At 40.9% G+C, this 18,793-nt stretch carries 18 protein-coding genes and 2 pseudogenes; 10 read left to right on the top strand and 10 right to left on the bottom strand.

What is annotated here, in order from left to right:
- Window positions 1-47 precede the first annotated feature (47 nt).
- On the bottom strand, window positions 48-761 hold the full coding sequence (gene rsmG / locus HMPREF1519_RS00755; protein WP_037610619.1) for a 16S rRNA (guanine(527)-N(7))-methyltransferase RsmG: 714 nt from the start codon (window positions 759-761) through the stop codon (window positions 48-50).
- A 298-nt stretch (window positions 762-1,059) separates the two neighbouring features.
- Here rsmG and HMPREF1519_RS00750 point away from each other — a divergent pair, with 298 nt between their 5' ends.
- From HMPREF1519_RS00750 to HMPREF1519_RS00715, 8 genes are all read left to right on the top strand, one after another.
- Complete coding sequence (locus HMPREF1519_RS00750; RefSeq protein ID WP_002883813.1) at window positions 1,060-1,596, top strand: DUF177 domain-containing protein; 537 nt, start codon at window positions 1,060-1,062, stop codon at window positions 1,594-1,596.
- Window positions 1,597-1,751: 155 nt separating this feature from the next.
- Window positions 1,752-2,441 carry a response regulator transcription factor gene (locus HMPREF1519_RS00745; RefSeq protein ID WP_002883757.1) on the top strand — a complete coding sequence of 230 codons (690 nt, stop codon included), beginning with the start codon at window positions 1,752-1,754 and terminating at the stop codon, window positions 2,439-2,441.
- A complete protein-coding gene (locus HMPREF1519_RS00740; RefSeq protein WP_014633896.1) occupies window positions 2,438-3,967 on the top strand; it encodes a HAMP domain-containing sensor histidine kinase in 1,530 nt (509 codons plus the stop codon). Before HMPREF1519_RS00745 ends, HMPREF1519_RS00740 begins: the two co-directional genes overlap by 4 nt.
- Before the next feature lie 121 nt (window positions 3,968-4,088).
- Window positions 4,089-4,568: a transcriptional regulator NrdR gene (nrdR, locus tag HMPREF1519_RS00735; RefSeq protein ID WP_002883820.1), complete on the top strand. Its 480-nt coding sequence runs from the start codon at window positions 4,089-4,091 to the stop codon at window positions 4,566-4,568.
- Complete coding sequence (locus HMPREF1519_RS00730) at window positions 4,565-5,740, top strand: DnaD domain protein (protein WP_037610617.1); 1,176 nt, start codon at window positions 4,565-4,567, stop codon at window positions 5,738-5,740. The genes nrdR and HMPREF1519_RS00730 overlap by 4 nt, the downstream gene beginning before the upstream one ends.
- Before the next feature lie 3 nt (window positions 5,741-5,743).
- Window positions 5,744-6,646: a primosomal protein DnaI gene (dnaI, locus tag HMPREF1519_RS00725; protein WP_014633898.1), complete on the top strand. Its 903-nt coding sequence runs from the start codon at window positions 5,744-5,746 to the stop codon at window positions 6,644-6,646.
- Between the two features lie 104 nt (window positions 6,647-6,750).
- A complete protein-coding gene (gene der, locus HMPREF1519_RS00720) occupies window positions 6,751-8,061 on the top strand; it encodes a ribosome biogenesis GTPase Der (RefSeq protein ID WP_002886596.1) in 1,311 nt (436 codons plus the stop codon).
- A gap of 63 nt (window positions 8,062-8,124) precedes the next feature.
- Window positions 8,125-8,754, top strand: coding sequence for a hypothetical protein (locus HMPREF1519_RS00715; protein WP_037610615.1), 630 nt, complete (start codon window positions 8,125-8,127; stop codon window positions 8,752-8,754).
- Between the two features lie 35 nt (window positions 8,755-8,789).
- Here HMPREF1519_RS00715 and serS read toward each other — a convergent pair whose 3' ends face one another.
- From serS to HMPREF1519_RS00670, 9 genes and pseudogenes are all read right to left on the bottom strand, one after another.
- A complete protein-coding gene (gene serS, locus HMPREF1519_RS00710; RefSeq protein ID WP_037610727.1) occupies window positions 8,790-10,067 on the bottom strand; it encodes a serine--tRNA ligase in 1,278 nt (425 codons plus the stop codon).
- A gap of 208 nt (window positions 10,068-10,275) precedes the next feature.
- Window positions 10,276-10,650: a DUF956 family protein gene (locus tag HMPREF1519_RS00705; protein ID WP_003092275.1), complete on the bottom strand. Its 375-nt coding sequence runs from the start codon at window positions 10,648-10,650 to the stop codon at window positions 10,276-10,278.
- A 78-nt stretch (window positions 10,651-10,728) separates the two neighbouring features.
- Entirely contained in the window at window positions 10,729-11,640 is a 912-nt protein-coding gene (locus tag HMPREF1519_RS00700) for a PTS system mannose/fructose/sorbose family transporter subunit IID (RefSeq protein WP_037610613.1), read from the bottom strand.
- A gap of 14 nt (window positions 11,641-11,654) precedes the next feature.
- Window positions 11,655-12,470 carry a PTS mannose/fructose/sorbose transporter subunit IIC gene (locus tag HMPREF1519_RS00695; RefSeq protein WP_037610611.1) on the bottom strand — a complete coding sequence of 272 codons (816 nt, stop codon included), beginning with the start codon at window positions 12,468-12,470 and terminating at the stop codon, window positions 11,655-11,657.
- A gap of 67 nt (window positions 12,471-12,537) precedes the next feature.
- Window positions 12,538-13,530 carry a PTS sugar transporter subunit IIB gene (locus tag HMPREF1519_RS00690; RefSeq protein WP_002883770.1) on the bottom strand — a complete coding sequence of 331 codons (993 nt, stop codon included), beginning with the start codon at window positions 13,528-13,530 and terminating at the stop codon, window positions 12,538-12,540.
- Between the two features lie 265 nt (window positions 13,531-13,795).
- Window positions 13,796-14,182: a DUF956 family protein gene (locus HMPREF1519_RS00685; protein ID WP_021145046.1), complete on the bottom strand. Its 387-nt coding sequence runs from the start codon at window positions 14,180-14,182 to the stop codon at window positions 13,796-13,798.
- Window positions 14,183-14,194: 12 nt separating this feature from the next.
- Window positions 14,195-15,109, bottom strand: a complete 915-nt coding sequence (locus HMPREF1519_RS00680; RefSeq protein WP_022495830.1) for a PTS system mannose/fructose/sorbose family transporter subunit IID — start codon at window positions 15,107-15,109, stop codon at window positions 14,195-14,197.
- Between the two features lie 15 nt (window positions 15,110-15,124).
- A pseudogene (locus HMPREF1519_RS00675) lies at window positions 15,125-15,926 on the bottom strand (PTS mannose/fructose/sorbose transporter subunit IIC).
- A gap of 17 nt (window positions 15,927-15,943) precedes the next feature.
- Window positions 15,944-16,951, bottom strand: a complete 1,008-nt coding sequence (locus HMPREF1519_RS00670) for a PTS sugar transporter subunit IIB (protein ID WP_022495829.1) — start codon at window positions 16,949-16,951, stop codon at window positions 15,944-15,946.
- Window positions 16,952-17,330: 379 nt separating this feature from the next.
- On the opposite strand from HMPREF1519_RS00670, the gene HMPREF1519_RS00665 reads away from it, so the two are divergent.
- Window positions 17,331-18,062, top strand: a complete 732-nt coding sequence (locus HMPREF1519_RS00665) for a cyclase family protein (protein WP_002883746.1) — start codon at window positions 17,331-17,333, stop codon at window positions 18,060-18,062.
- Window positions 18,063-18,251: 189 nt separating this feature from the next.
- Window positions 18,252-18,658, top strand: a pseudogene (locus HMPREF1519_RS10795) (transposase); the annotation flags it as partial.
- Between the last annotated feature and the right edge of the window lie 135 nt (window positions 18,659-18,793).

Below are 18,793 nucleotides of genomic sequence, written 5' to 3'. Positions count from 1 at the left end.
AAGAGTAAATAATAATCCAAGGAGTAAGACACCTCCTTGGATAAACGTTATAGCGGCTTCTTGTTAGGAATTCCAGCACGACGTGGGTATTTATATGGGGTTTCTTTTTTCTTATCGACAATAGTGACATTACGTCCATCCCCATTTGGCAGTCTGTAGTTCTCGTTGAGAATAGGCTTGGCAAAAAGCGAGTTCAAGGCATTTTTAGCATCGGCTAACTCTTCATCAGCTGCTGCAGCTTTAAGTGCAATAAGTTGTCCACCAACCTTCAAGAAAGGAATAGTCAATTCTGAGAGAACCTGCATGCGTGCGACGGCACGGGCAGTAACAATATCAAACTGAGCACGGAAGGCCTTGTCTTGTCCAAAATCCTCTGCACGTCCATGATAGAAGTGAACACCGCTGAGCTCAAGTTCATCAGCCAAGAGATTGAGGAAATTGATGCGTTTATTAAGAGAGTCGATGATAGTCACATCAAGCTCAGGGCAAAGGATTTTCATAGGGAGACTTGGAAATCCAGCTCCAGCTCCGATATCCAGAAGTCGAATACTTTGATTTTTAATATGCCCTTGAAGAACAGGAGCCAAAGAATCATAGAAATGTTTGAGGTAGACCTCGTCTCTTTCTGTGATTGCAGTAAGGTTGATCTTTTCGTTCCATTCTACCAAAAGCTCAAAGTAGCGTTGGAATTGGTCTTTTTGTTTTTGGCTGAGATTGAACCCCAGTTCTTTCAAAGCCTTGTAAAAATCTTCAGGTGTCATTATATATTCCTTTTATCTAGTTTCAATGCTCTTATTTTACCATAATTAAGAGCTTTCATCTAACTCTATAGGACAGATGAAAACTGGGTCCGAGTAAGTTTCTCATTAGCTTTGAAAAAAGTTCTAAGTTTAAGAAATATGTAATATTAAAGGTGTTATTTTTTCTTAAAAATTTGATATAATACTAATTAAGTCTAAAATCATAATCATGCTCTCTAATGAAAAGTGAATGTAGGGGATTATGGTCTTGTGGATTGAAAATAGACCCCTATGGGGAAATTTAATTTGAGGATTAAAAATGATTTATCTTTCAGAAGTTAGAAAGTCTCCAGAAGGGCTCGCCTTTAACGAAGCACCTTCTTTGTTGGAGTCTATTAAAGAACGCTATGATCAAGTTTTAAATCTTGAACAGATTCAAGCAAGTGGGCAGGTAGCCTATGACAATGGTTTGTACCTTTTGGATTATCAACTTAGCTATGATATTACCCTGCCATCTAGCCGTTCACTTGAACCTGTGACACTTAGTTTTAACTATCCGGTTTCAGAAACCTTTATACAAGAGGCAGATGCTGCTCTTCAAAAAGAATTAGTCGAAGAAAATCTAGTTCTTATCTTGGATGGGGATACTATTAATCTTGATGAGAGTATTCTAGATAATATTCTTCTTAATATTCCTTTGAGAGTACTAACACCTGAGGAAGAATCAGGACAAATTTCGCTCTCTGGGAATGACTGGGAAGTCTTGTCAGAAGAGGACTTTGCCGCACTTCAACAGGAGAAAAAAGAGGCAAGTAATCCCTTTGCCCAATTGAACGGTCTTTTTGATGAAAATTAATTCAAAAAAACAAACTAAAAATGTTTGACAATTTTAAAAATCTATATTATTATATCATTAGAAGTTAATTTTCGGATTTATTCATTGGGTAAATCTACAGACTTTTTAAGGGAAATGGAAGTCAAAAAATTTTAAGAAAGTGGTAAATACTTATTATGAGCAAACGCATTTTGATTGTTGAAGATGAGAAAAACCTTGCTCGTTTTGTCTCTCTTGAACTTCAACACGAAGGATACGACGTTGTGACAGCAGACAACGGACGCGAAGGACTTGAAATGGCACTCGAGAAAGATTTCGATCTTATTCTCTTGGACCTTATGTTGCCTGAGATGGACGGTTTTGAAGTAACACGTCGTCTCCAACAAGAAAAAGATACTTATATTATGATGATGACAGCTCGTGATTCAATCATGGACATTGTTGCTGGTTTGGACCGCGGTGCTGATGACTATATTGTAAAACCATTTGCGATTGAAGAATTGTTGGCACGTATCCGTGCAACCTTCCGTCGCCAAGATATCGAAGCTGCTAAGAATGCACCAGCAAAAGCATCAACTTATCGTGATTTGAAATTGGATGTTCAAAACCGTACAGTTGTTCGTGGTGATGAAGCAATTCCATTGACAAAACGTGAGTTTGATTTGTTGAACACACTTTTGAGCAATATGAACCAAGTGATGACCCGTGAGGAACTCTTGCTTCAAGTTTGGAAATATGATGACGCCATCGAAACAAACGTGGTAGATGTTTATATTCGTTACTTGCGTGGAAAAATCGATGTTCCAGGTAAGGAATCATATATTCAAACAGTACGAGGAATGGGTTACGTTATCCGTGAAAAATGAGTAAATTACAAGATAAATTATTTGGTAAAGTAACCATTAGAAAAAAGTTGACCATGACAACTGCTGTGGTCTTCTTTCTTGTATTGTCGATGTTCACTCTGGTTGTTATTTTCTCAGCCAATACGCTACTTTTACAACGTGAACGTCAAAATGTAAACACTACAATCTCAAAAGTTGTTACTTATATAGAAAAGGACTGGGACTCCGACGAAGAGTTGAGTCCAGAACCGCTTTTAGCTGCCCTTTATTCGCCTAAAAATATCTATGCATCGATCATTAATGGCGTGCTTTCCGAAAAGCACTCTTTGGATGGTCAGGTTGCGATTTCTAATAAATTATATTCTAACCAATCTGTTTTTGTTTATGACAAAAAGGGAACGTTTATCTTTACTTCTGAGGAGAACACAGATTCGCCTCCAGGTATGTCCGAGGTAAACAAATTGAAGTCAGTTTCCTATAAAGGGAAGCGTGGTTTCTTGCTGCAAGTTCCAATCTACGGTAAGGATAAAAAGACCATCGTTGGTTATGCCCAAATTTTCCATGATTTGGAATTCTACTATGCTCTTAAAGAGCGTTTGATTTTCTTATTGATTTTCCTAGAAGTGGGGATGACGGTCCTAGTTATCGCAGCAACTGTAGTTGTCTTGACATCTATTCTTCGTCCGATGAGACAGTTGCACGAAACGATGGGAGTTATCACCGATTCGCCAAGTGACTTGGAACTTCGTTCTAAGATTGAAAGTCACGATGAAATTGGTGATTTGGCGGTTAACTTTAACCGCATGATGGATAAAATTCAAGAAAATAATCAGATGCAGATGCGTTTCTTGAGTGACGTCAGTCATGAATTACGTACGCCGATTGCAGTTATCAAGGGGCATATGGACCTCTTGCAACGTTGGGGTAAAAATGACCCTGAGATTCTTGAAGAAAGTCTTGAGGCTGCCAGTCACGAGGCCAACCGTATGACGATTATGATTAATGATATGTTGGATTCTATCCGTGTCAAAGGATCATTTGAAAATCACAGAAACGATACTTGTGATTTGAATTCTTCAATCCGTACGGTTATTGGTAATTTCCGTGTCTTGCATGAAGACTACCAATTCTATCTCAATGATTTCGAGAGCTCAGAGCGCCCTGCACAGATTTACAGCCAACACTTTGAACAGGCGATTACGATTTTGATTGATAATGCGGTCAAGTATTCTCCTGTTAACAAGGAAATCCAGGTTACAATTAAGGCTCTGGAAGATGAAATGTTGGTGCAAGTGCAAGATAATGGTGAAGGGATCTCTAAAGAAGATATTGAGCATATCTTTGAGCGCTTCTATCGTTCAGATAAGGCACGTAACCGTACGACAACGCAATCTGGTGTTGGTATTGGTTTGTCAATCCTTTACCAAATTGTGGAAGCTTATCGCTGCCGTATCGATGTTAGTTCTGAACTTGGTGTTGGAACACGTTTCGACCTTTACATTCCATTTGCAGATGGAGAAACGACGACACCTCAACTTGAGCTTTAAATCAATTTATAAGAGACTTAGAGTGGTTCTTGGTCATGAGCACGCCTCGTTTAGGGCGTGCTTTTTATGTGTTTTTATGGTAAAATAGAGTACCGAATTTCAAAGATTGGTGGTGAAGTGCATGCGTTGTCCAAAATGTCAACACAATAAATCTAGTGTTATCGATAGCCGTCAGGCAGAAGATGGGAATACCATTCGTCGTCGTCGTGAGTGTGATTCTTGTCATGCTCGTTTTACAACATTTGAGCGTGTGGAAGAAGTTCCACTTTTGGTTGTCAAAAAAGACGGTACTCGTGAACAATTCTCTCGCGATAAGATTTTCAATGGTATCTTGATGAGTGCTCAGAAGCGTCCAGTTTCTAGTGAGGATATCGAAAATGCCATCACCCGTATTGAGCAAAACATTCGCCGTAACCATGATGGAGAGGTTGATAGTGATGTCATTGGGAATTTAGTGATGAAAGAACTCGCTGACCTTGATGAAATTACTTATGTACGTTTTGCCAGTGTCTACCGTTCTTTCAAGGATGTTGATGAGATTGAAGAGTTGCTTCAAGAAATCACCAAAACTGTACGTGCGAAAAAAGAGTCTAAAAAATGAGACCTATTGAAGAATTTGTCTATGTTGGCAATCAGGTTATCGTTCCCGATCAGGCAAGTTTGATGCGTTGCTATTATCCCATTATTGGGAGTGAAGGATACGCTCTCTACCAGTATTTCGTGGCTTTTTATGACAATGGTAATCACCGCCATAAGTTTGCGGCTATTCTGAACCATCTTAACTTTGGAATGCAGCCCCTTCAGGAAGCACTGGCGGTTCTGACAGCAGTAGATCTCTTGGCCTTTTACCAGTCACCTCAAGGGTTTTATGTTATAGAGCTTAAGTCTCCCTTATCAATTGAGCAGTTTCTAAAACATGCCGTTTATAGTTCACTTCTCGAGCAAAAGATTAGTGAACCAGCAGTAGACGCTTTGAAACCGGCAGGTCTACAAGGCTTGCAAGATTTATCTAAACGTTTTTCGGATGTCTTTACCGATGAGCGTTTGGCTCAAAAGTCTGTGTCTGAAATCAAGCCCAAAAATTCATTTGATTTAAGCAGTTTCAGGAATCGTATGCAGGCTGATGGGCTTGTATTTAAAGATGAAAAGACAGATGTGCCAGAAATCTATAAATTGTCTGAAACTCATGGCATGAATTGGTATGATACTTATCTCTTAGCTAAGAAGACAGCCGTGAACCACCAGATTATTGTCAAGCGTATGCAGGTGCAATTAGAGCAGGCTCAAGCTCAAACATTGGGTGGTGATTCTGCTTTGACAGAGACGGAGAAAAAGATTCTTAAAGCGGTTAGATCCGAAAAGCCTATAGATTACTTGCAAAGTGCTAAAGGCCCAAGCGGGACTGTGACTAATTCTGAGAAGCAGATTCTCACGGATTTGGCACAAAGAGGCTTTATGGATGAGGTCATTAACCTCATGGTTGCCTACAGTTTGGGACGGACACGTTCAACGAATGTAAATCGAGAGTATATCTCTAAACTTGCCAACGATTTTGCCTTTAAGAATATCGTCACTGCTGAACAGGGGCTTTTAGCTTTGCGTAGTGGTTACGATAAGAAATCACAGCAAGCAAAAGCTGATTCTAAGAAGAAAACAAATGTGCCGAGCTGGAGTAATCCAGATTATGATAATCAAACCAGTCAGGCTGATCAGGCTAAGTTGGATGAAATTAGACGTCGAGCTTTGGCAAAACTAGAAAAAGGAAAGGAGTAGCCTATGGAAAGAGTTGGACAAACCCTAAACCGAACAGGGCATCATGGGTCTGGCAATGCGACGGATTTAACGAAGCAAATTTTAGCGGATCCAAGAGTGGCTAGCTTTATTCAAGAGCATAGCCTAAGCCAGGATGAAATCAAGCGTAGTCTTCCTAAGTTTAATCAATTCCTAGTGGAATGCCGTAAGGTTAAAGAAGGTGATGCCTCGTATATTGCCAAAGGGTATGAACCGATTCTGACCATGAATGAAGGCTACGCTGATGTCACCTATAAGGAGACGCGTCAGCTCAAGGAGCAACAAGAACAACAGGCTATTGCTAAACGGATTAATTTGGTGAGTCTTCCTCAGTCTTATCGTAAGATTACCTTTGCGGACATTGCATTAGATGATGTAGCTCGTGTTGATACTTTTGAGAGTCTTGTGGATTTTGTGGCGAATTACCCTAGTCCAGACCAGAAAGGCCTTTACATCTATGGAGACATGGGGGTTGGAAAATCCTTCATGTTGGCTGCTATGGCTCATGAACTTTCAGAGACCAAGAAGGTTGCCACGACCATTATTCATTACCCATCTTTTACTATTGATGTTAAAAACGGAATCAAGGACGGTTCTGTCAAGGATCAAATTGATGCTGTCAAACAGGCAGAAGTTTTGGTTCTAGATGATATCGGTGCAGAGCAATTCTCTTCTTGGATTAGGGATGATGTTTTGCAAGTTATCCTCCAGCATCGCATGATTGAGGAGTTGCCTACCTTCTTTACGTCTAACTATAGTTTTTCGGATCTAGAAGCTAAGCTATCCAATGGACGTCAAGGAGACGAGACTTGGCAGGCCAAACGTGTGATGGAGCGTATTCGTTTTCTTGCCAAAGAGGTTCACTTGAAGGGTGTTAATCGCCGCTAAGTTGAATCTAATAATGATAAAGAATAAGAGAGTTTGCTTTCCTTGGTGGAAGTGAGACTGCTAAATGAAGAAAGGAATCCCTATTTAATCAGGGACTTAAACATATGACATTACCTACAGTTGCTATCGTGGGTCGCCCAAACGTTGGGAAATCGACCCTATTTAACCGAATTGCGGGTGAACGTATCTCTATCGTCGAAGACGTTGAAGGGGTAACACGTGACCGTATTTATACCTCTGCTGAATGGCTTAATCGTCAGTTTAGCTTAATTGATACAGGTGGTATTGATGATGTTGATGCACCATTTATGGAACAAATTAAGCACCAAGCTGACATTGCCATGACTGAAGCTGACGTTATTGTCTTTGTCGTTTCAGGTAAGGAAGGCGTGACAGATGCGGACGAGTACGTTGCTCGTATTCTCTATAAGACCAACAAGCCAGTTATCTTGGCGGTAAATAAAGTGGATAACCCTGAGATGCGTGCAGATATCTATGATTTTTATTCTCTTGGACTTGGTGATCCTTATCCAGTTTCATCTGTTCACGGTATCGGTACAGGGGATGTTCTCGATGCTATCGTTGAAAATCTTCCAACAGAAGTTGAAGAAGAAAATCCAGATATCATTCGTTTTAGTTTGATTGGACGCCCAAACGTCGGAAAATCAAGCTTGATTAACGCCATTTTGGGTGAGGACCGAGTGATTGCCAGCCCGATTGCTGGTACGACTCGAGATGCCATTGATACAAACTTTGTGGACAGTGAAGGTCAAGAGTATACCATGATTGACACCGCTGGTATGCGTAAATCTGGTAAGGTTTATGAAAACACAGAAAAATACTCTGTCATGCGTTCAATGCGTGCCATTGACCGTTCTGATATCGTCCTTATGGTTATCAATGCCGAAGAAGGTATCCGTGAGTATGACAAGCGTATCGCTGGTTTTGCCCATGAAGCTGGTAAAGGGATTATCATCGTAGTTAACAAATGGGATACGATTAAGAAAGACAATCATACCGTTGCTAACTGGGAAGCAGATATCCGTGATCAGTTCCAATTCTTGAGCTATGCACCAATTATCTTTGTATCGGCTGAGACGAAACAACGTCTTAACAAGTTGCCAGAGATGATTAAACGCATCAGTGAGAGTCAGAACCGTCGTATTTCATCAGCTGTTTTGAATGATGTTATCATGGATGCCATTGCCATCAACCCAACACCAACTGACAAAGGAAAACGCCTTAAGATTTTCTACGGCACACAAGTTTCGGTTAAACCACCAACATTTGTTATCTTTGTCAATGAAGAAGAGCTTATGCACTTCTCATACATGCGTTTCTTGGAAAATCAAATTCGTCAAGCCTTTGGTTTTGAGGGAACACCAATTCATTTGATTGCTCGTAAACGTAAATAAAAAAGAGACCAACCAGAATAGAATCTTTATGGGTTGGTCTTTTATCATTGTAAGGAGAAAACGATGTTAGAAAATGTTCAAGCTTATTTGTCAAAACAGGGAGTTAAGTATATCAAACCTGAAAAAGCCGGTCCACATAAGGAAGAGATGGAAGACCTCAAGGCACTTGGTCAAGCAGCTCGTAAGGAGATGCAGACTTTAGCAAAACTTCTAGAGGAGCGTTTGGCACCCTTTAAGATGGATCGTGTCAGTAATTGGGCCAATCAGGCACAAATATGTCGCCCACACTTTTGGTGCTATTACAGGGCCCCTGAGGATAGTTTAGACGATGTGGCCATGGCGATTCGACTTTATGGTCAGCCTGAAAAATGGGGGATTTCAGTAGAAGTTAGCTTTGTCGAACGGAAAAAATCAGATACTACTTTAGCTAAGCAACATAAGGTCCTAGACTTACCGATTGCACCCTCTCTATACTATTTTGCCCAGGAAAATGGTGTCAGTCATCGTGTGAAAGGAACTGAAGAAAATCGTCAGATGCTTAAAGAAGCAGTTAGAGATGGTCGTGTTCGTAAGGTGTTGGTCAAGTATGATGTCCCTGTGACTGCTAGTGAAACAATGGAAGAGTTGGTAGAAGAACTCGCTGATGGGTTCTATAAGTTGAAACCATACTATGAGGAAGCTAATCAAAACTAAAAAAATCTCCAGTTTTTTCTGGAGATTTCTCTTATTTATTTTGGTGAAATCACTTCAGCACCACCCATGTAAGGACGAAGAGCTTCAGGGATAGTTACTGAACCATCTTCGTTTTGGTAGTTTTCAAGGATAGCGGCTACTGTACGTCCAACAGCAAGTCCTGAACCGTTAAGAGTGTGAAGAAGTTTTACCTTACCATCGGCTTCGTCACGGTAACGGATTTGTGCACGACGGGCTTGGAAATCTTCTGTGTTTGAACATGAAGAAATTTCGCGGTAAGTGTTTTGTGCTGGAATCCAAACTTCCAAATCGTAAGTTTTCGCAGCTGAGAATCCCATATCGCCAGTACACAAAGTGATGACACGGTATGGCAAGTTAAGTTTTTGAAGAATGTTTTCAGCGTTAACTACCATTTTTTCCAATTCATCATAAGAGTCTTCAGGTTTTGAGAATTTGACCATTTCAACCTTGTGGAATTGGTGAAGACGAATCAAACCACGTGTGTCACGACCAGCTGAACCAGCTTCTGAACGGAATGAAGGGCTCATGGCTGTGAAGTAGATTGGTAATTCTTTTCCGTCAAGAATTTCACCACGGTAGTAGTTGGTCAAAGGAACTTCGGCTGTTGGGATAAGGACGTAGTCAGTACCATCAAGCTCGAAAGTGTCTTCTTTGAATTTTGGATATTGACCAGTACCAAACATAGAGTCGTGGTTAACCATGTAAGGGGTGATCATTTCAGTGTAACCTTCTTTAGCGTGCTCATCCAACATGAAGTTGTAAATCGCACGTTCTAGTTTTGCTCCTAAGCCTTTGTAGAAGAGGAAGCGAGAACCAGTAACTTTAGCACCACGTTCCCAATCAAGAATACCAAGGTCTTCTCCTAGGTCCCAGTGAGCTTTAACTTCAAAATCAAAGTCACGAGGTGTTCCCCAACGGCGAACTTCTACATTTTCCTCTTCGTCAGCACCTACTGGAACAGAATCATTTGGTGTGTTTGGAAGTGTCACAATGATAGTGTTAAGTTTTTCATCAATAGCGGCAAGTTCAGCATCAATTTCTTTAATCTCTGCAGAAACTTTTTGCATGGCTGCAATTTGTTCTGAAGCATCTTCTTTGTTACGTTTAGCTTGAGCGATACCATCTGAAGCGATATTACGTTGAGCTTTGAGCTCTTCAGATTTGATAAGAAGCTCACGACGTTTAACATCAAGCTCTTTAAGTTCATTTAAAGTTTCAGCAGCGACACCACGTGTAGCCAATTTTTCGGCAAGGGCATCGAAGTCGTTACGAATACGTTTTACATCTAACATAAGTTCCTCCAAAAAATAAAACACCCCGTGAAAGTGTTGGAGTGACATGGGCCACGGTTCCATCCAACTTCACAGGAGTGCACTTGTTTATGTCTTTAATTATTAGAAACGGTAGAATTTCGTAGATCAACCCTACCTGCTCACAGCAACCGCAGGCTTTCTGGAAAGGTCTAGCTATTACTTATCCGTCCCTTACATTATACAAAAATTATGATTTTTTGGCAAATAAACCTTTGATACGAGCACCAATGGTTTGGATGAGAGTAGGTAATTTAACAACTTTTTCATTGCCAAGATGTTCCCTAGCGATTTTTAGAATCTTCCCAGAATCTTTAGAAGCAAAGAGGAATTTGCTCTTGTCGGTTAGAATCTCAAAGTGACGACTAATCCTCTTTCCTGATACATTTGCACCGATCTGCGTAATGCTAGTCCATGGAATTTGAATGTATTGCTCGACATTGACATCAGGGTAGAATTCAAGAGCCACATCTCCAATTAGAAATTTACCGACCTTTCCTCCGATAGCCATGTAGGAAACACCTGTTGTATGTAATTCAACTGTTTTGTTTAATGATTGTGCCATATCTATCTCGCTTTTCGATTGTAGTACTTTTATTATAGCATAAGAAAAGAGTTCAGCTTTGCTAAACTCTTACTCTTTTTACATGATTCCGAAGAAGCTTGCAATGATACCAACTACAAAGAGTCCGATGATGATTGTGATTGGTGAAACTTTCTTCTTAAGCAACCACATACATGCAAAAGTAAGGAGAAGTCCCATCAAACCTGGAATCAATGAATCAAGTTGTCCTTGGAGAGTATCAACTTTGATTCGGTCAAAGCTAAGTCCTTGTTGGACTTGTCCGAGAATTTCTTTCAAAGTTTCTCCGTTGACATTACCTTTAGGCCACTCGATATAGGCACCCTCAGACAAAACTTTACCTGGAAGATTTACAGTGAAGACGATAGATACCCAACGTTCAACGAGGACGGCCAAGATAAACATACCAAGGATTGATGCCCCTTTAGTAATATCTTTCAAGATACCACCAGACATGTCTTTAGTGATTTCTGAACCTGCTTTGTAACCAAGTTCTTGAGTGTACCACAAGAAGGCCATACGGATAAGGTTCCAACCGATGAAGAAGATAAGTGGACCAGCAATGTTACCAGCTTGCGCCAATGATGCACCAAGGGCACCAAGGATTGGACGAACTGTGAACCAGAAGACAGGGTCACCGATACCGGCAAGAGGCCCCATCATACCGATTTTAACCCCTTGGATAGCTGCATCTTCGATTTCAGTACCATTAGCTTTTTCTTCTTCAAGAGCCAAGGTAACCCCTATGATAGGAGCGGCTACGTAAGGGTGAGTGTTGAAGAATTCCAAGTGACGTTTTAGAGCTGCGGCTTGGTCTTCTTTGTTAGTATAAAGCTTTTTGATAGCAGGAATGAGTGAGTAAGCCCAACCCAAGTTTTGCATACGTTCATAGTTCCATGAACCTTGCAAGAATTGTGAGCGCCACCAAACCTTTTTACGATCTGCTTGAGATAATTGAATTTTTTCAGCCATGAGAGCACCCCTTCCTAGTAGTCTTCCAAGATATCGCCGATTGGGTCGCCTGAACCAGATGAAGTTCCGCCACCATTTCCGCCACCTTGTTTAGAAAGGTTGAGGTAGATGAAGGCAATAGCGACACCGATAGCACCAAGAGCGATAAGTGTCAAATCACTAATGGCTGCAAGCGCAAAACCAATGGCGAAGAATGGCCAAACTTCACGAGTTGCCATCATGTTGATAACCATGGCGTAACCAACGGCTACAACCATACCACCACCGACAACCATACCATGGTTGAGCCAGGCAGGCATCAAGGCAAGTGTATCTTGAACAGATTGGGCTGGGATGGCAAGAAGAAGGGCTGCTGGCACAGCAATACGCAAGCCTTGCAAAAGGAGAGCGAGGTAGTGTGCACGTTCAACACCAGCGATGTTTCCGTTTTCTGCAGCTTTATCTGCGGCGTGAACAAGGGCAACAGAGGCTGTACGAACAAGCATAGTTAGGAAGAGACCGGCAACCGCAAGTGGGATAGCTGTTGCAGTCGCAACACCGATACCTTCAGTTGTGAAATTACCACCTTTAACCAAAATGATGGCAGCGGCAACAGATGCAAGGGCAGCGTCAGGAGCAACGGCAGCACCGATGTTTGCCCAAGCAAGGGCGATCATTTGAAGAGAACCACCAAGCATGATACCTGCAGTGAGGTTACCTGTAGCAGCACCGATGAGGGTACATGCAACAAGTGGTTGGTGGAATTGGAATTGGTCAAGGATACCTTCAAGACCAGCAAGGAAGGCAACAACTACGACCAAAATTGCAGAAATAATTGACATATCTGACATGGTAATAATTCCTTTTCTATTGAGTTGTGATTAGTTGAGTTGATCAACTAATTTATCCGAATGAAGATTATTGAACGTTAGCTTTCTTGATAAGGTCAAACAAGTCTTTCTTAGAATCGTTTGGAACCTTACGCACGTCAAACTCAACGCCAAGGTCACGTAATTTTTCAAAACAAGCAACATCGTCTTTATCCATAGACAAAACGTTGTTAACCATTGTTTTACCAGTTGAGTGAGCCATAGAACCAACGTTAAGTTCTTTGATTGGCACGCCACCTTCGATAGCACGAAGTGCGTCTTGAACAGTTTCGAACAAGATAAGCGCATGTGTGTTACCAAAACGTGGGTCCTTAGAAGCATCAATCAATTTTTGAATTGGAACAACGTTTGCTTTAACCCCATTTGGTGCTGCTTGTTTGATCAATTCTTTACGAAGCTCATCTTTAGCAACATCGTCTGAAGCAACAATGATACGGTCTGCTTTAGAAGCAGGTGTCCAGTTAGTGGCTACTTGACCATGCAAGAGACGTGTGTCCAAACGTGCCAAGTTAATCTTGAGTTTACCATCTCCGATAACTGTCCCTTCTGGGATAGCTCCTTGAGGTGCAGCGGCTTCTACAGGAGCTGCTGTTGTTTCCTCAGCTGGATTAAGCTCCTCTGGAAGCGCCTTGATACCACCCTTAGCTTCCTTGATGATATTAGCAGCAACTTGCTCTGCAGTAGCGTTAGCATCCATCATACGTTCAGTGTATGCTTGGATTAGCATTGGCAAGTTAAGTCCTGTGATGATAGCAATCTTGCGATCTGGATTTTCTCCAGCAATTCGGCTAGCTTGGTTAAATGGTGAACCAGACCAAAGGTCAGCCAAAACAAGAATTTCATCATCAGCATCGAATTGTGCAATGGCGTCGTTGAAGTGAGCGTACAAATCATCAGGACCTTCACTTGGCATGAAAGTTACGACTTGAACTTTCTCTTGGTCTCCAAAAATCATAGAGCCTGATTGGTGGATCCCTTCAGCGAACTTACCATGGCTGGCAATAATAATACCGATACCCATTCGTGTTCTCCTCCTTATAAATTATTTTTTCCTAGGCTTAAAAAGACTATCTCCGATTTTTATCAAGACGCTAAAAAAAGCGTCTCTCAATCTTTTTAAACATAAGAAATCAAGAACAATTATATTCTAAAACGCTTTCACGCAGATGTCAATAGCTAGTGAGAAAAAATTTCAAAAGAAGTCAATTTCTTTCAAAAATGAGCAAAACATTATAAAAAGATTGCCCAACCATTAGATTGGACAATCTTTTTATAATACTCGGAGATTATTTCTTCTTGACAATGAGTCGGAAAAGATTCTTAAAGCCTTGTTTGAGAACAACGATGAAGCTAGGTGCTTTTCTTAAACTTTCTCGAGGAATTCTTTTTTGAATTTCTTTCAAAGTTATTCGGCTTTTTCGACTGGCAAAACGGAAACGTCCATTTTGCTTAGTACGGATTTCAAAACGTGGGATGAACTTACCACCGAAGTAGACATCGGCAATCACATAAGTGATTTCATCCCAAGGAATTTGAACGTAGTCTTGTAACTTCGTATCATTGTAAAATTCGAAGGCCTTATCACCGACCATGATATTTCCGTAAATAGGCCCTTCACGGAACCAAGTTCCCTTAGATGTGTGAGCCATTTCGGTATTGAGCGATTTAACCATACCTTGCTCCGATTAGAGTAGACCAATAATGTGGAGTACAATAGCTAGAACAAAGATACCCAAGATGATAACAATTGGAGAAACTTTTCTCTTAAGAAGGTACATGCAGAGGAAAGTCAAACCAAGGGCAGCAAGACCAGGAATCAATTGGTCCAAGTTATCTTGCAAGGTTGTCACTTTGTTAACGTCAAGAGAGCGACCGGCAGCTTGTTGATGGAAGGCTTCTTTAACACCGGCAATACCTTTTGGAAGTTTATCCCAATCGATATAAGCACCTTCTTGTTGTTTAACAGTAGAGACAACTGGTGTGAAGGTGATACTTACCCAACGTTGGATAAGAGAACCGATAACGAACATCCCCATCATTGATGCGCCACGAGTTACTTGTTGAAGAAGGTTACCAGATACGTCGTCTGTGATCGCAGTACCAGCACGGTAACCGAATTCTTGAGTATACCATTTAACGGCAGCTACCATGACGTTCCAGAGAACGAAGAAGACGATTGGGCCTAGGACGTTACCTGAAACAGCCAAACCTGCTCCTAATGAAAGGAAGATTGGACGAAGGGTAAACCAGAAGAGAGGGTCACCGGCACCTGCAAGAGGTCCCATCATACCGACCTTAACCCCTGAGATAGCAGCATCATCAATCTCAGCACCGTTGGCACGTTCTTCTTCCAAGGCAAGGGTAACCCCAAAGATTGGGTTGGCCATAAATGGTTGTGTATTGAAGAATTCCAAGTGACGCTTAAGCGCAGCAGCACGTTCTTCTTTAGTTTGATAAAGTTTTTTGATTGCAGGAATAAGGGTGTAAGCCACACCACCATTTTGCATACGTTCATAGTTGAATGAAGCTAAAAGGAAGTATGAGCGCAAGAAAGCTTTGAAACGATCTGCTTTTGTTAATTTAATTTTTGAATCAGCCATTTTCTTTCCTCCTAATTAAAAGTCTTCCAGAATTTCACCGAGGGGATCACCTGATCCTCCATCGTTTGAAGAACCCAATGAACCACTAGCTTCAAGTGCAAGGTACATAACGGCAAGGCAGAGACCGATGATACCCAAGCTAATCAAGGTCAATTCTTTGAGGGCAGCCAAAGAATTGACCTAGGAAGAAGAATGGCCAAACTTCGCGACTAGACATCATGTTGATAACCATGGCATAACCAACGGCTACAACCATACCACCACCGATTGTCATACCTGATTTTAACCATTCAGGCATAGCTTCAAGACCAGATTGTACGAGGTGTGCAGGAATCAAGAGCAAGAGGAGGGCAGGGATAGCAACACGGAGACCTTGGAGGGCCATACCGATAAAGTGCCATCTTTCAACACTAGCGATATCAGCAGCTTCTGCACGGCTATCCATAATATGAGCGATGAAGACAGTTGCTGTACGGACAACCATTGTCAAGGCAAGACCGGCAACAGCCAAAGGCACCGCAAGGGCGATGGCAGGACCAATCCCTTTAGTTCCTTGACCACCCAAAATAAGGATGATTGTAGAAGCTACAGCGGCAAGTGAGGCATCTGGTGCCATGGCAGCACCAACGTTAGCCCATCCCATAGTGATCAACTGTAAGCTACCACCCAACATTACGCCGAGTTCTAGATGACCAGTAACAAGACCGATAAGGGAACAAGCCACAACTGGTTGGTATGTTTCGATTTGGTCGTTAACTGAGCTACAACCGATGATGAAAGCAACAATTACGACTAAAATAATTTGTACTAAACTCATTTATGCATCCTCCAAAATTATTTCTTCTCTGCTAATTTAGTTTCAGCTGACTTAATCAAGGCATCAACGTTTGCTGGGCTATCACTTGGTACCCCACGAACGTCAAATTTGACACCCAATGATTGCAACTCTTTGATAGCATCCACATCTGTTTGGTCAAATGAAAGAGCTTTAGTAACGTTGACTTTTCCTTCTTTATAAGCTGAAGAACCAAGGTTGATTTCTTTAATATCAACACCTGCTTTAACAGCAGCAAGAGCATCTTCAACAGATTCAAAGAGAAGCATAGCACGTGTATCACCAAAACGTGGGTCATTGTTTGCTTTAACCATGTTTTTAATTGGGATAACGTGAACTTGAACACCAGATGGAGCGGCTTGTTTAATCATGTTTGTACGAAGTTTATCATGACAAACAGTGTCTGAAACAACGATGATACGGTCTGGGTGAGTTGAGTGAGTCCAACCAGTCGCAACCTGACCGTGGAGGAGACGTGTGTCAACACGAGCCAAAACGTATTTGATTTTTCCATCACCAAGTACTGTTCCTTCAGGAATGGTACCCTTAGGAATAGAAGGTTTAGCGTCTGCTGGTTTAGTGTCTTCTTCAGGAATAAGGCCTTCTGGAAGGACTTTAACGCCTTCTTTTGTTTCCTTATAAATGTTAGCGACAATCTCTTCAACCCCAGCATCAGGAGCTACCATACGTTCCGTATATGCTTGGATAAGCATTGGTAAGTTGAGTCCTGTCACGATAACCATCTTGCGATCAGGATTTTCTTCCTTAATTCGGCTTGCCTGGTTAAATGGTGATCCAGACCAAAGGTCTGCAAGGACTAGAATTTCGTCGTCAGCGTCAAATTGAGCAATGGCATCTTTGAAGTGAGCGTACAAGTCGTCAGGACCTTCATTTGGCATGAAAGTAACCACTTGAACTTTCTCTTGTTCACCAAAAATCATAGAACCTGATTGGTGAATACCTTCAGCGAATTTACCATGGCTAGCAATAATAATACCGATACCCATTAGTGTTCTTCCTCCTTTTATATATTGTTTCTTAGGAATAGAAAAATGATTATTGGTATTAGCATCGATCAGTATGAAATGACAACAATATTTTTTTAGTCCCTCGAAAATTAGAACACTCTAATTATAGGACGTTACCATGAATTTGTCAATGGTTTTCGTAACAAAAGTGTCATATAATTGAAAAAAAACATCAAATTATTGCAAATATACTTTTTTTTCAGACAATAAGTGTTAAATATAGTTTTAAGCTATATCTAACTAGAGGAAATAGGATTAAGAAAAAATGAGATAAAAGCTTGTAATAGCTGGTGTTGGCTGCTATAATTTCTTCAATTAACTATTTAAGGTTAAATCTATAAGAAAAGAGGGCCTCCTTATGTCAGATTTACTAAGTATTTATAATGAATTGCAATCTAAGAAATGGGTTGACTTGACCCACAAAATTAATGCGGAAAGTCCACATTTCCCAGCCCTTCCTGCTTTGAAACAAGAAGATCTTTTCACATTAAAAGATGGTTTCCATGTTCAAAAATTTACAGTGGTTGGTCAATACGGAACGCATATTGATGCACCGATTCACTTTGTAGAAGGTGGTCGTTGGTTGGATGAGATTGCCCTCGAAGATCTTCTTTTACCACTCTATGTTATCAACAAGTCTAAAGAAGTTGCTGCGAATCCAAACTTTATCTTGAGCAAACAAGATATCTTAGACTTTGAAGCAGAGCATGGAAAAATTACTGAAGGGGCCTTTGTCGCTTTTCGTAGTGATTGGTCGAAGCGTTGGCCAGATCAAGATGCTATGCGCAACCTTGATGAAAATGGGGTTCAGCAAAGTCCAGGTTGGAGCCGCGAAGCTCTAGAATTCTTGATTCATGAACGCCATGTTAAGGCTGTCGGTCATGAGACTTTTGATACAGATGCTGGTATTCCAGCAGCAGAACATGGCTTGGTTAACGAATACTACCTCTTGGAACAAAACATTTATCAGGTGGAAGTCTTGAATCAATTGGATCAAGTTCCAGCTGTTGGTGCTTTGATTTCAATTGCATTTCCTCACTGGGACAAAGCGACAGGTTCCCCAGTGCGTGCAGTGGCTATTTTACCTTAATCATAAGAAAAAATACCGGAAATCTAATCGCACTGAAAAAGTCATCAATCGATGACTTTTTTGTTATACAAAACTTAAGGGATTGTATGCTTGATAACCAGTTAACTTTAGTCCAGTCTAGATGATATTGTTGTTCCAAAAAATCATTTTTTACGTCAGCTAACGGAACTCTGTGATTTTACCTTTATTTACGATGAGTTAGAAAAAAATTATCGTCCTGGCTTGGACGTAAAGCTTATTCGCCGATTATGATGTTCAAATATCTCTTATTAAAAGACATCTATAAGTTATCCGATGTGGAGGTGCTAGAGCAGTCCTTTTCTGATATGGCTTTTAAATACTTCCTTGCTCTGTCTCCAGAGGATAGCGTTATTGAACCTTCTTCATTGACTAAATTTCGTAAACTTAGAATCAAAGATGAACGGTTACTCGATTTACTCATCGTTAAATCTATATAAATTGCTCTGGAACATGGCTTGATTAAAAGTAAAATTCTCATTGCGGATACGACCTATACTAAAGCTCACTACAATCATAAGAAACTCCAAGAGGTTTTTCGTGAACGTTCAAAAGCCTTGCATAAAACAATTTACCAATGCTCATAAGATATCAAAGAAGAATTTTTTATAACAAGGATGTAGATCTCTTTGCTTATCCAGAAGGACATATGGAGCTAAAGAAAGTCAGGACAGGAAGAATAATGGTGAGATATAATTCTAAGGAAATCTATT

The organism is Streptococcus sp. SR4, from assembly GCF_000517725.1.
GTDB classification, from domain to species: Bacteria; Bacillota; Bacilli; order Lactobacillales; family Streptococcaceae; genus Streptococcus; species Streptococcus salivarius_F.
This window is presented reverse-complemented; position numbering and strand designations above follow the sequence as displayed.

Excerpts from the sequence above, each read along its gene's own strand:
- HMPREF1519_RS00730 (WP_037610617.1), top strand. The coding sequence starts at position 4,565 with ATGAGACCTATTGAAGAATTTGTCTATGTTGGCAATCAGGTTATCGTT.
- HMPREF1519_RS00750 (WP_002883813.1), top strand. The coding sequence starts at position 1,060 with ATGATTTATCTTTCAGAAGTTAGAAAGTCTCCAGAAGGGCTCGCCTTT.
- HMPREF1519_RS00695 (WP_037610611.1), bottom strand. The coding sequence starts at position 12,470 with ATGTCAGATATGTCAATTATTTCTGCAATTTTGGTCGTAGTTGTTGCC.
- dnaI (WP_014633898.1), top strand. The coding sequence starts at position 5,744 with ATGGAAAGAGTTGGACAAACCCTAAACCGAACAGGGCATCATGGGTCT.
- HMPREF1519_RS00690 (WP_002883770.1), bottom strand. The coding sequence starts at position 13,530 with ATGGGTATCGGTATTATTATTGCCAGCCATGGTAAGTTCGCTGAAGGG.
- HMPREF1519_RS00685 (WP_021145046.1), bottom strand. The coding sequence starts at position 14,182 with ATGGTTAAATCGCTCAATACCGAAATGGCTCACACATCTAAGGGAACT.
- rsmG (WP_037610619.1), bottom strand. The coding sequence starts at position 761 with ATGACACCTGAAGATTTTTACAAGGCTTTGAAAGAACTGGGGTTCAAT.
- HMPREF1519_RS00700 (WP_037610613.1), bottom strand. The coding sequence starts at position 11,640 with ATGGCTGAAAAAATTCAATTATCTCAAGCAGATCGTAAAAAGGTTTGG.
- HMPREF1519_RS00705 (WP_003092275.1), bottom strand. The coding sequence starts at position 10,650 with ATGGCACAATCATTAAACAAAACAGTTGAATTACATACAACAGGTGTT.
- HMPREF1519_RS00665 (WP_002883746.1), top strand. The coding sequence starts at position 17,331 with ATGTCAGATTTACTAAGTATTTATAATGAATTGCAATCTAAGAAATGG.
- HMPREF1519_RS00740 (WP_014633896.1), top strand. The coding sequence starts at position 2,438 with ATGAGTAAATTACAAGATAAATTATTTGGTAAAGTAACCATTAGAAAA.
- HMPREF1519_RS00670 (WP_022495829.1), bottom strand. The coding sequence starts at position 16,951 with ATGGGTATCGGTATTATTATTGCTAGCCATGGTAAATTCGCTGAAGGT.
- serS (WP_037610727.1), bottom strand. The coding sequence starts at position 10,067 with ATGTTAGATGTAAAACGTATTCGTAACGACTTCGATGCCCTTGCCGAA.
- der (WP_002886596.1), top strand. The coding sequence starts at position 6,751 with ATGACATTACCTACAGTTGCTATCGTGGGTCGCCCAAACGTTGGGAAA.
- HMPREF1519_RS00715 (WP_037610615.1), top strand. The coding sequence starts at position 8,125 with ATGTTAGAAAATGTTCAAGCTTATTTGTCAAAACAGGGAGTTAAGTAT.
- HMPREF1519_RS00680 (WP_022495830.1), bottom strand. The coding sequence starts at position 15,109 with ATGGCTGATTCAAAAATTAAATTAACAAAAGCAGATCGTTTCAAAGCT.
- nrdR (WP_002883820.1), top strand. The coding sequence starts at position 4,089 with ATGCGTTGTCCAAAATGTCAACACAATAAATCTAGTGTTATCGATAGC.
- HMPREF1519_RS00745 (WP_002883757.1), top strand. The coding sequence starts at position 1,752 with ATGAGCAAACGCATTTTGATTGTTGAAGATGAGAAAAACCTTGCTCGT.